10 protein-coding genes are annotated in these 12,790 nt (G+C 28.3%); 6 read left to right on the top strand and 4 right to left on the bottom strand.

Going from position 1 to position 12,790, the window contains the following annotated elements; genetic code table 11:
- Genes OD91_RS07175 through OD91_RS07160 form a run of 4 tightly spaced genes read left to right on the top strand, consistent with a single transcriptional unit; the run spans position 1 to position 4,521 of the window.
- A complete protein-coding gene (locus tag OD91_RS07175; protein ID WP_144895707.1) occupies positions 1-1,356 on the top strand; it encodes an exopolysaccharide biosynthesis polyprenyl glycosylphosphotransferase in 1,356 nt (451 codons plus the stop codon).
- Complete coding sequence (locus tag OD91_RS07170) at positions 1,357-2,115, top strand: glycosyltransferase (RefSeq protein ID WP_144895706.1); 759 nt, start codon at positions 1,357-1,359, stop codon at positions 2,113-2,115.
- A gap of 48 nt (positions 2,116-2,163) precedes the next feature.
- Positions 2,164-3,438, top strand: coding sequence for a phosphoribosylamine--glycine ligase (gene purD, locus OD91_RS07165; protein WP_144895705.1), 1,275 nt, complete (start codon positions 2,164-2,166; stop codon positions 3,436-3,438).
- A gap of 36 nt (positions 3,439-3,474) precedes the next feature.
- Positions 3,475-4,521 carry a glycosyltransferase gene (locus tag OD91_RS07160; protein WP_144895704.1) on the top strand — a complete coding sequence of 349 codons (1,047 nt, stop codon included), beginning with the start codon at positions 3,475-3,477 and terminating at the stop codon, positions 4,519-4,521.
- Here OD91_RS07160 and OD91_RS07155 read toward each other — a convergent pair.
- Both OD91_RS07155 and OD91_RS07150 read right to left on the bottom strand, forming a co-directional pair.
- Entirely contained in the window at positions 4,495-5,535 is a 1,041-nt protein-coding gene (locus OD91_RS07155) for a cell wall metabolism sensor histidine kinase WalK (RefSeq protein ID WP_144895703.1), read from the bottom strand. The genes OD91_RS07160 and OD91_RS07155 overlap by 27 nt on opposite strands.
- Positions 5,536-5,547: 12 nt before the next feature.
- Positions 5,548-6,246, bottom strand: a complete 699-nt coding sequence (locus OD91_RS07150; protein ID WP_144895702.1) for a response regulator transcription factor — start codon at positions 6,244-6,246, stop codon at positions 5,548-5,550.
- Between the two features lie 147 nt (positions 6,247-6,393).
- Between OD91_RS07150 and OD91_RS07145 the strand changes: the two genes are divergently transcribed.
- A complete protein-coding gene (locus tag OD91_RS07145) occupies positions 6,394-7,113 on the top strand; it encodes a 3'-5' exonuclease (protein WP_144895701.1) in 720 nt (239 codons plus the stop codon).
- Here the strand turns inward: OD91_RS07145 and OD91_RS07140 are convergent.
- Positions 7,110-8,966 carry an ABC-F family ATP-binding cassette domain-containing protein gene (locus OD91_RS07140; protein WP_144895700.1) on the bottom strand — a complete coding sequence of 619 codons (1,857 nt, stop codon included), beginning with the start codon at positions 8,964-8,966 and terminating at the stop codon, positions 7,110-7,112. The two genes, OD91_RS07145 and OD91_RS07140, sit on opposite strands and share 4 nt — an antisense overlap.
- An 83-nt stretch (positions 8,967-9,049) precedes the next feature.
- Positions 9,050-10,999, bottom strand: coding sequence for a S8 family serine peptidase (locus tag OD91_RS07135; protein ID WP_144895699.1), 1,950 nt, complete (start codon positions 10,997-10,999; stop codon positions 9,050-9,052).
- Positions 11,000-11,116: 117 nt separating this feature from the next.
- On the opposite strand from OD91_RS07135, the gene OD91_RS07130 reads away from it, so the two are divergent.
- Entirely contained in the window at positions 11,117-12,778 is a 1,662-nt protein-coding gene (locus OD91_RS07130) for an ABC transporter ATP-binding protein (RefSeq protein ID WP_144895698.1), read from the top strand.
- The last annotated feature ends 12 nt before the right edge of the window (positions 12,779-12,790 follow it).

Below are 12,790 nucleotides of genomic sequence, written 5' to 3'. Positions count from 1 at the left end.
TTGAAGAAAAGATATTCACATTTATTAAGACCTCTAAAGATAATAGTTGATTTAATTATAATAAACTTTATCATATATTTTATTTATGATAAAGATTATTTAAATTTTTATTTTTTAAGTTATATATCAGTTTATTGGCTTGTTATAAGTTTTATTACTGGATTTTATAAGGTTTATAGATTTACAAATGCCCTAAGAATTTTCACACTTCTTACTAGGCAGTTTTTAGTATTTATATTTGGTTATTTTGCTTATTTTGGACTTATTAGAGAAGGGACAGTAATAAATAATCAATTTATTATACTCACTTATATAATATCAAGTATTACAATTGTTAAGTTTTGTTGGTATTTTTTATTAAATAAATTTAGATCACTAGGTAATAATTTTAGGACTACTGTTGTATATGGGTATGATGATTCATCTAAAAAAGTAATTAAAATTTTTGAAAGTAAAGCAAACTTGGGGTATAAATTTTTAGGGTATTTTTCAGATAAAAAAAATAATAAATCAAAGCATTTAGGAACTTTTGATGAAAGTTTTAATTTTATTAAAACTAATGTTGTTGACGAAATATATTGCTCTTTATCAAGTTTTAACAAATTACAAATCAACACAGTTAAAAAATTTGCAACAGAAAATGGAATAAAATTAAAATTAATTCCAAATTCAAATGAACTTTACAGTAAAAATCAAAACGTTGAGTTTTATGATGATACGTTAATGGTTCTGAATATCAAAAAGTTACCTTTCGAATTTGCAGAAAACTATTATATTAAAAGAATTTTTGACATTGTTTTTTCTATTCTAATTTGTGTTTTTGTTCTATCTTGGTTAATACCAGTTTTAGGGGTATTAATTAAATTTGAATCTAATGGACCTTTGGTATTTAAACAAAAAAGAGAAGGGATTAATGGTAATGAATTTGTGTGTTATAAATTTAGATCCATGAAGATAAATGATAAAGCTGATAAAATTCACGCAATAAAAAATGATGTACGAGTTACAAAAATTGGTTCCTTTCTAAGAAAAACAAGCATAGATGAATTACCACAATTTATTAATGTTCTATTAGGAGATATGAGTGTTGTTGGGCCTAGGCCACATTTAGAAAGTTTATCTATTGAATATCAAAAAGATGTAGATGATTATTTAAAAAGACATATTGTAAAGCCAGGAATAACAGGATTGGCACAAATTAGTGGTTATAGAGGTGAAATAACTAAAAAATCTGATATAAAAAATAGAGTTAGGTTAGACATATTTTATATAGAAAACTGGTCTTTTTTCTTAGATTTAAAAATTATTATTAGAACTGTATTAAGTGTTTTTAACGGAGATGAAAAAGCTTATTAAATGGATTCTAATTTTACCATCACTGCTTCTATCGTTATATATAATGAGGATTTAGAAACATTAAAAAAAACTATTAATTCTTTTCTACAAATTTCTTTTAGTAAAAAACTCTACTTAATAGATAATTCTTCAGTTAATAAATTTAAAACATATTTTAAATCTAAAGAAGTTGAATATATTTTTGTTGGAAAAAATCTAGGTTTTGGAAAAGCTCATAATTTAATAATTGATAAAATCAATGGAAAGTCAGAGTTTCATCTGGTTCTTAATCCGGATGTAGTGTTTAATTCAAAAATAATTTTTGTACTAATAAGTGAATTAGAAAAGGATAAAAGTTTAAGTATGATTTCCCCTAAAGTTTTAAATTTTGATGGGACATTACAATTTGCATGTAGAAAATTCCCTACATTTTTTGATTTAATTAATAGAAGAGTAAAAATATCAAATAAACAAATATTTCACAATACATATCAAGACAGAAATTTAGATAAACCTTTTCATCCAGATTTTATCCAAGGATGTTATATGTTATTTAAAACGGAAGATTTTATAAAGTTGAATGGATTTGATGAACGTTATTTTCTTTATATGGAAGATGTGGATATTTGTAAAAAAATTGATGCCATTGGAAAAAAGAAATTATATTTTCCAAATGTTGAAATAATCCATCAACATAGAAGAGGTTCTTCCAAAAAAATAAAATTACTTTTTTATCATCTTTCGTCAGCAATTAAATATTATTTAAAGTGGGGAGTATAAATTCTCTAAAGAATTTAAATATATTTGCACTCACAAAATACAATAGTAATGAACATTCTTATTTTAGGGTCTGGAGGTAGAGAACATGCATTCGCTTTAAAACTTTCTGAAAGCAAAAAAATCAACCAATTATTTGTAGCACCAGGAAATGCTGGGACACATAAAGTAGCAACGAATATCAATATCAATCCAACCGATTTTAATGCTGTTAAAGAAGTTGTTTTAAAGAATAAAATAGAAATGGTTGTTGTAGGGCCAGAAGCTCCTTTAGTTGAAGGAGTTCATGATTTTTTTCTCGCTGATATTGAGCTAAAAAAAATACCAGTTATTGGACCTAAAAAAGACGGAGCTTTATTAGAAGGTTCTAAAGACTTCTCTAAGCAATTCATGCAAAAACATGGAGTTCCTACTGCAAAGTATCAATCTTTTACGGCATTAACGTTAAATGAAGGTAAAAAGTTTCTAGAAACATTACAACCTCCTTTTGTTTTAAAAGCAGATGGATTAGCTGCTGGAAAAGGAGTGTTGATTTTAAATGATTTAGATGAAGCAAAAACAGAACTAGAAGAAATGCTATCCAATCAAAAGTTTGGCGAGGCATCATCAACAGTTGTTATTGAAGAATTTTTAAAAGGAATTGAACTATCTGTTTTTGTATTAACGGACGGAAAAAATTACAAAATTTTACCCTCAGCAAAAGATTATAAAAGAATTGGAGAAGGTGATATAGGTTTAAATACAGGTGGTATGGGAGCTATTTCTCCAGTTCCGTTTGCGGATGATGCCTTTCTTAATAAAGTAGAAGAATTGGTTGTAAAACCGACAATAAACGGCTTACAAAAAGACGGAATAGATTATCGAGGTTTTATTTTTATTGGATTAATGAATGATAAAGGAAATCCTTCTGTTGTAGAATACAATGTTAGAATGGGAGATCCAGAAACAGAAGTTGTTTTACCGAGGATAGAATCTGATTTATTAGATTTATTTGAAGGTGTTGCTAAACAAACATTGGAAGAAAAATCTTTTTCAGTGATTTCTAAAACAGCAACTACAGTAATGTTAGTGTCTGGAGGATATCCTGAAGCTTATGAAAAAGGCAAAGAGATTACGGGTATTGAGAATGTGTCTGATTCAATTGTATATCATGCTGGTACAAAATTAGAAAACGATACTGTTTTATCTAAAGGAGGAAGAGTGATGGCAGTAACTTCTTTTGGAGATACTATTGAAGAAGCTCTTGAGAAATCATATAATAGCATTAATAAAATTCATTTCGATAAAATGAATTACAGAAAAGATATTGGTTTCGATTTAGTCTAAAAAATGTAACTTGTCATTCAGGTATTTTCAAAAGAAATGACAAAAAAGAAAATAATTGTTGCACCACTAAATTGGGGTTTAGGTCATGCTACTAGAAGTGTGCCAATTATTGAGTCTTTAATAGAAAATAGATTTACGCCCATTATTGCTTCAGACGATGATTCATTACAATTTCTTAAAAAAGAATTCTCGAGTTTAGAAACTATCCAACTTCCTAGTTATCATATAAAATATGGTAAAAACCTACGATGGAATTTATTGTTACAAACTCCAAAAATTCTAAAAGCAATAAAAAAAGAAGAACAGGTAATTAATAATTTTATAAATGCTGATGATGAGGTTATTGGTATAATTTCTGATAATCGATTTGGTGTTACAAGCGATAAAGTAAAGTCGGTTTATATTACACATCAATTACAAGTTTTATCAGGAATTACAACTTTTTTTACAAGTAAAATTCATCAAAAATTTATTAATAAATTTGATGAATGTTGGATTCCAGATACGCTAAATTCTGACTTTTCAGGAACATTATCACAAGCAAAAACTATTAAAATACCTAAGAAATATATTGGTGTTTTAAGTCGGTTTAAAAAAGAAACGTTAACGAAAGAAGTTGATATTCTAATCATTCTTTCTGGCCCAGAACCAAACAGAAGTAAGCTAGAATATAAATTAATTGAAAAGTTTTCTAATTTTAAAGGAACTGTTGTTTTAGTGCAAGGAAATATTGAATCTCAACAAAAAATAACAGAAGAAAATAACATCACAATTTTTAATTATGTACTCTCATCGGAATTAGAAAAGTTAATTAATCAATCAGAAATTGTTGTTTGTAGATCTGGATATTCTTCTATCATGGATTTAGCGGTTTTAAATAAAAAAGCTTTTTTTATTCCTACTAAAAATCAATCTGAACAAGAATATTTAGCAAAATATATGGAAGAAAGAAACCTAGCTCCATTTTGTAAAGAAGACGATTTTTCAATTGAAAAATTAGCAGAAATTAAAAATTATGAAGGGTTAAAATCAGAAAAAACTAAGTTCAATTCAGGTTTATTTAGCCTTTTCCAACGTAAATGAAAACTCAGAGCCTTCACCGTAAATACTTTTTAATAAGATAGTTTCGTTATGTGCTTCAACAATATGTTTAACAATAGAAAGTCCTAATCCAGAACCACCTTGTTCTCTAGACCTACTTTGGTCAACACGATAAAAACGCTCGAATAAACGTGATAAATGTTCTTTTTTAATACCTTCTCCGTTGTCGGAGATTTTGATGATAAATTTACCTTCAGAATAATCCTCAACACCAATAACTGTCGTGCCGTTTGGCTTACCATATTTTATTGAGTTTACTATAAGATTGATTAGAACTTGCTCAATTTTTTCTACATCACCTTTTACAAAAACTGGAAACTCGTATAATTTATCAAATTGTATAGTAATATTTCTTTTTTTAGCTTTCATTTCAAATAAATCCATCACATTTTGGATTAATTCGAGAATATTAAATACTTCTTTATTAACTTTAACGCCGTTAGTTTCTAATTTGGAAATCATATCCAAATCTTTAATAATTGCGTTTAATCTTTCCACTCCGTTATTAGCCCTATTAAGGTATTTTGTCCGAATCTCTTTGTCTTCTGCTGCGCCTTCAATCAATGTTAAAATATAACCCTGAACGGTAAAAAGCGGTGTTTTAAGCTCATGCGCAACGTTTCCTAAAAAATCACGTCTAAAAGAGTCTCTTTCGGTTAAATCTTTAATTTCTAGACGCTTTCCTTCCACAAAATCTTGTACACTTTTAGAGAGCGTTTCTATATCGGTAGTTACAGAAACTTTAGAAATCTCATCCGCTTCAAGAAAAGATATTTCATCGTAAATGTTTTTCATTCTACGATAAATAAAATGTTCTGTTCTATATTGAATGATAAAAAAGGAGGCTAAAAAAAGGATGATTATAAAAAAAATAATCGCAGCTGGTCCTAAAGATTTAAAAAAAATGAAGTAAGAAATTATAACTATTAACGCAGAAATAAGTGTTAAATATAATGCAGATAAAAGTGCGTAAGAATAGGTTTTTTTTATTTTCATACAAGAGCAAATTTACTTATCAGCTCCTTCTAATACAAATTTATAACCAACACCTTTAACGGTTTTAAAATGATGATCTCCAATTTTTTCTCTTAATTTTCTAATATGAACATCAATAGTTCTTCCACCAACTACAACTTCATTTCCCCAAACGGTATCTAAAATAACTTCTCTTTTAAACACTTTACCAGGTTTAGAAGTTAACAATGAAAAAAGTTCGAATTCTTTTCTAGGTAGTGTGATTTTTTTTCCAGCTTTTAAAACAACGTACTCGTCTCTATCAATCACAATATCTCCAACAGTAAAAGTAGTTTCAGTTTGTTTGTCTGTTTTAAGCCTTCTTAATAAAGATTTTACTTTACTCATTAAAACTTTAGGCTTTACAGGTTTTGTAATATAATCATCTGCTCCTGCATCAAAACCAGCCACTTGCGAATAATCTTCGCCTCTTGCCGTTAAAAATGAGATGATTACATTTTCTAAAGATTTAATTTTTCTGATTTTTTCACACGCTTCAATTCCGTCCATTTCTGGCATCATAATATCTAACAATATTAAATGTGGAATATTTTTTTTAGCAGATTTTATAGCCTCATTTCCGTTAGAAGCAGTAAAGATTTGATAACCTTCATTTTTTAGGTTATATCCAACAATCTCTAGGATATCAGGCTCATCGTCAACTAATAAAATTTTAATCTCTCCTTTATTCATTCTTTATAATTGATATTATCAATACTCAAATGTAATAATAAAACCACTGTAGAACAATTCCTTAACAATCATTTAATCTTAGCTAAGTTGAGGTAACATTAAATTAACCAAGATACTTTTTGTATTTTTAAACAAAATATTGTTGCTATGAATTTAAAAGTAAACCTAAAAAACATTCTTTTTTTAGATATTGAAACCGTTCCAGAAATTGAAGATTTTTCTGATTTACCTGATGATAAAAAAGAACTATTTCAGCAAAAAACATCCTATCAAAGAAAAGAAGATATTACTACAGAAGAATTTTATGTTCGAGCTGGAATCTGGGCAGAGTTTGGTAAAATAATCTGTATCTCTGTTGGTTATTTTGTAGAAAATGAAAAGAAAAATCAACTAAGGGTTACCTCTTTTTATGGAAATAATGAGTACAAAATTTTAATAGATTTTAAATTGTTACTCGACAAACATTTTGCTAAAAAAAATAATGTTTTATGTGCTCATAATGGTAAAGAATTTGATTTCCCTTTTATTGCACGAAGAATGATTATTAAAGGTATTGATTTACCTGAAAAATTGAATTTGTTTGGTAAGAAACCATGGGAAGTCGCACACTTGGATACAATGGAGTTATGGAAGTTTGGTGATTTTAAGCATTATTCTTCACTTAAATTATTAACGTCCATTTTAGGGATTCCATCTCCAAAAGATGATATAGATGGCAGCGAAGTTGCAGATGTATATTACAAAGAAAAAAACATAGAAAGAATTGTTTCTTATTGTGAAAAAGACACCATTGCAGTTGCTCAAATTTTATTGAAATTTAATAATCAAGAATTAATTGCAGATGAAGATATTGTGAATGTAAATTAACCTTCTAATTTCATAGAAAGCTCTAGCCAACGTTCTTCTTTTTGTTCTAAAGTATCAATGGTATTTTGTAGTTCTTCAGATTTTTTTGAAATATCATCAGGTTCTATCTCAACATTTAAGAACTGATTTTCGATTCTAAGTTTTATTTTTTGAAGTTTTTCTATTTCAGATTCTAAAGCACCAAATTCACGTTTTTCATTATAAGATAATATATTTTTGGTTGCTACTTTTTTAACCTCTTTTGTTTGCTTTTTTTCAGTTTTTTCTTTTGGTAAAGAAGAATCATATACTCTAAAATCTGAATAGTTTCCAGGAAAATTTTCTACCAAGCCATTTCCTCTAAAAACAAATAAGGCATCAACTATTTTATCCATAAAATAACGGTCGTGAGAAACCACCAATAAATTACCTGGATAATCTAATAAGAAATTTTCTAATACATTTAAAGTAACTACATCTAAATCATTTGTAGGTTCATCGAGAATTAAAAAGTTAGGGTTTTGTATTAATACCGCACATAAATACAGTCTTTTTTGTTCTCCACCAGAAAGCTTTTCAACAAAATCATATTGCTTTTTTTTATCAAACAAAAAACGTTCTAAAAGTTGAGAAGCAGATATTTTTCGCCCTTTGCTTAACGGAATATAATCTCCAAATTCTCTTACAACTTCAATAACTTTTTGACCTTCTTTAATCGTAATTCCAGCTTGTGTGTAGTATCCAAATTTTACAGTCTCTCCTAAAATCACTTTTCCACTATCTACCGGAGATTTTTCTGTAATAATATTTAAAAAAGACGATTTTCCAGTTCCGTTTTTACCAATAATTCCAATACGCTCACCACGTTTAAAAACATACTCAAAACCATCTAGAATTTTTAAATCACCAAACGATTTATAGACTTTATGAAGCTCTAAAATTTTGCTTCCCAAACGCTCCATATTTATTTCTAACTGAATAGTATGGTCTTTTCTTCGCTGATGTGCTTTTTCTTTTATTTGATAAAAATCATCGGTTCTAGACTTCGATTTTGTAGTTCTTGCTTTTGGTTGCTTTCGCATCCATTCTAATTCTTTTTTAAATAAACTTTTAGCTTTCCCCAAATTGGTTGCTTCTAATGCCAAGCGTTCTTCTTTATTTTGAAGATAATAGGAATAATTTCCTTTGTATTTATATATTTTTCCTTCGTCTAATTCTATGATTTCATTACAAACACGTTCTAAAAAATAACGATCATGTGTTACCATAAATAATGTTATTTTTTCTTTAGCAAAAAAAGCTTCTAACCATTCAATCATTTCTAAATCTAAATGATTTGTAGGTTCATCTAAGATTAATAAATCAGGTTTGCTTATTAAAACGATAGCTAACGATAATCTCTTTTTTTGACCACCAGAAAGTGATCCTACTTTAAGAGTTAAATCGTGTAATTTTAATTTTGATAAAATTTGTCTGTATTGGGTTTCAAAATCCCATGCATTATGTTGTTCCATTAATTCAAAAGCCTTTTGATAAGCTTCAGAATCATCAGGGTTTTTTAAGGCATCTTCATATTGATTTACGACAGATAGAATTTTATTTTCTGTTGAAAAAATGGTTTCTTCAATCGTAAGTGCACTGTCTAAATTATCTGCCTGAGAAAGATAAGCTATGTGAATATCTTTTCTACTAACAATTTGACCTGTATCAGAAGTGTCTTTTCCAGCAATAATGTTTAAAATAGACGTTTTTCCACTTCCATTTTTTGCTATAAAAGCAATCTTTTGATCTTTATTTATTCCAAAAGAAATATCTTCAAATAGGACACGTTCACCGTAAGCTTTAGATATGTTTTCAACCGTTAAGTAATTCATTAAAATAAATTTGATTCAAAGAAACAAAAAAACCTCTTTAAGTTTTACATTAAAGAGGTTTATAATTAAAAAAAGCATTTAAATTAATTTGGGTTTTTTACAATGATTTTTTTTACAATATTATATTCTAATGATTCAATTCTTAAAAAATAGATTCCAGATTTTAAATTATTTGTATTAATTATAATAGAATTATTTTCTCCTGCTCCTTCAATATTTTGAGTTAAAACTTTTTGATTTAGTGAATTTGTAACTACTATTTTTAAAGTTTCTTGTAAATTTTTTGATGAAAAATTTAAATGTAAGTTTTCATTTTTGATAACAGGATTTGGATATAGTTTTACTTTTTTAAAGTTGATATCATTAGAATTATTTATTATTCTTTCATTCGTGATTCCAGTTATTAATAATGAAAAATCTTGATTGTTATCAGTTAATACGCCTTTATGGGTTACAGTAACAGTATAGCTTCCTTTAGCGTTATTAATATCTATTCTTTCAAAAGGATCTACAACATTATCGCCTGTATCCTTTGTTGTAACACCTGTTAATTTCCAAGGATAAAAAATATCATCATTTTTTGTAATTCTAATATCTAAGTCGTTTACCAAAATTGGCGTGGATGAATTTATTATTTTGTTAACTGTCCCAGGTTTATCCGTCCAAGAAATTGAAGCTTGTAGTGAGTTTATTCCGTCAGAATTAATAGTTAACTCATATTTTTCTCCATCTTTTAGTGTGAGTTCTTTTACTTTCGATTTAGTACCATCAGAAGAAATAGTTTCAGCCATTTTTTTAGCATTTAATAAACCCCAACCAGATTTTGCGTCTGGACCATTTTCTTCTATATCATCGGCAGTATGAAGTGCTAATCCCTTAAGAGTAGCAGCTTTTAAATAAGAATCACGAGTGTTTTTTGCATGTTGCTGAATTAAGAGTAACGAGCCACTAACATTTGCTGTAGACATTGATGTACCTGTAAAAAAAGAATAATCACTATTGTTTTTAGAAGAGGATGAATAGATGTTAACTCCATTTCCAGAGATGTCTGGTTTAATTCTTAAATCGTTTGTAGGGCCTTGAGAGCTTCCAGAAAAAATAGTGGTAGAAATTAAATTACCTTCAGAATCAATTTCAACATCATTGGTGTTTGCAACGACTAAGTTATTTTTTGATGTTGAACTTCCTACAAGTTTATCGTAATTTCTTTTGCCTTCTAATGGGTTGTTATTTACTTCAGAATCATAACCGTCATTACCTGCGGATTTCACCATTAAATAATAAGGTGCGTTATACATGATATTGTCCCAGCTTTTAGCGCGTTTCGAGTAATTGCCAAACTGATAGGCGTTAACAATTACTTTGCCTTTAGCATCCCTAAGTAACAAACCGTAAGAGTGATTAGAAATTAACAATCCATCTAATGTTGCATTTGCGGTTTCAGATAAATCATTTAACCAATTAAAATTAATAGATTTTGCTTTTGGAGCCATGCCTTTTGCGATAGGGTTAATACCTGCACCAATTATAGTGCCTGTTACATGGGTGCTGTGTGAATTAAAGCTTGTGCTATTATCACCAATAGAAACTCTATTACCGTTAGAAGTATTATTAAATTCTTGGTGATTTTGTTTTGGGATTTTACCGTCCCAGATGCCAATAACCATTCCTTCACCATCTAAATTTAAACCTAAACTACCATTCGTATTTAAATGACTTGTTCTAGTAGCATGAGAAGCATCAGTATTATTTTCTGTAAAATAAACAGGATTACCATCCTTTATGGCTATTAACTCAGTAAATTGACCATTCGTGCTAGAATAGTTAATTTTCCAATCTTTGTTTCTAGCAGTTTTAAGAGCCTTTTCTTTTTCTTTTAAAGCCTTTTTTTGAAAATTTTCACTCAGCTTTTTAAGTTGAATGAGATTGTGACTCTGATTAATATTTTTTCTTTCTTTTTTGTCTTGAGAACTGATTTTTGGCGCGTTAACAAGGCATAGCAAAACTAAACACTTTATTAGTTTCTGTTGCATTATTGAGGGATTAATAATTTCGACAAAAGTCTAAAAAATATATTAATCTATCACTGTTAATAATTCATAGTTTTTATAGCTAACGAAAATTGTTTAATAAGTTTTACATTTGTTAGAATGATTAACGTTAAAAATCTTGTTATTTCTTTTTCTTCAGATGAAAATGTTGTTAATACCATTTCATTTAAAATAAAAAAGCATAAAATTTTAGGATTAGTTGGAGAAAGTGGAAGTGGAAAATCAATTACTTCGTTGGCAATTTTAGGATTATTACCAAAAAATGCTAATTCTGAAGGTGAGATTATTTTTAATGGAGAAGATATTTCTAAGTATTCGGAAAAAGAGTTTCAAAAAATTAGAGGAAATGACATCGCTATGATTTTTCAAGAACCGATGAGTTCTTTAAATCCAACCTTAACTTGTGGCTTTCAAGTTGCAGAAATTTTAGAACAACATACTAATTTAACTTCTAAAGAAATCAAAGAAGAAGTAATCTCGCTTTTTAATAAAGTAAAATTACCTAGACCAGAACAGATTTTCTCTTCGTATCCGTATCAAATAAGTGGTGGACAAAAACAACGTGTAATGATTGCAATGGCAATTGCTTGTAAGCCAAAATTGTTAATTGCAGATGAACCAACAACTGCGTTGGATGTTACCATACAAAAAGAAATAATTTTGTTGTTGAAAGAAATTCAGCAAGAAACAGGAATGAGTATTTTATTCATTACCCATGATTTGGCATTGGTTTCAGAAATTGCAGATGAAATTGTGGTTTTATATCAAGGAAATATTGTTGAAAAAGGTTCTTCCGAGGAAATATTTTTAAATCCAAAAAAAGAATATACCAAGGCCTTAATTAAGTCGAAACCAAATTTAGAAGAGCGATTAAAGGTGTTGCCAACGGTTGATGATTTTGTAAATGATAAAGTAAGTGCTAAAATTTATACAGATAAAGAAAGAGCAGATTTTCATCAAAAAATATATAGCGGAAAACCAATATTAGAGGTTAGAGACTTAGAAAAACATTTTATTACCAAAGCAACTTGGTTTAAAAAGGAAGAAATTGTAAAAGCGGTAGACAGTGTTTCTTTTAAAATTTATGAAGGAGAAACACTAGGTTTAGTAGGAGAGTCTGGTTGTGGAAAAACAACTTTGGGAAGAACAATTCTTCATCTAGAAAAAGCTACAAGAGGAACAATTTTTTTTAACGAAAAAGATATTACTCAGCTTTCTAAAACTGAATTAAAATTGTTGCGTAAGGAAATACAGATAATATTTCAAGATCCTTTTTCTTCATTAAATCCTAGAATTACTGTTGGAAATGCAATTTTGGAACCCATGAAAGTTCACGGAATTTTATCATCTAAAAAAGAACGAAAAGAATATGTGTTACAATTGTTGAAAAAGGTTGGTTTAGAAAAAAATCATTTTGATAGATATCCACACGAATTTTCTGGTGGACAAAGACAACGAATTGGAATTGCAAGAACCATTGCTTTACAGCCTAAATTAATTATTTGTGACGAATCGGTATCAGCTTTAGATGTCTCGGTTCAAGCGCAAGTCTTAAATTTATTAAATCAATTAAAATCCGAATTTAACTTTACTTATATTTTTATTTCACATGATTTGTCCGTGGTAAAATATATGTCAGATCAATTAGTAGTAATGAATAAAGGAAAAATTGAGGAAATAGAAGATGCAGATGTTATTTATAAAACACCAAAAAGCAGTTATACAAAAGCGTTAATTAATGCAATACCAAAAGGGATTTAACTTTTTTCAATC

The sequence above is a fragment of the Lutibacter sp. Hel_I_33_5 genome, assembly GCF_007827455.1.
Lineage (GTDB): Bacteria > Bacteroidota > Bacteroidia > Flavobacteriales > Flavobacteriaceae > Polaribacter.
The sequence above is the reverse complement of the archived record's forward strand: the minus strand, read 5'-3'. Positions and strand labels throughout refer to the sequence as shown.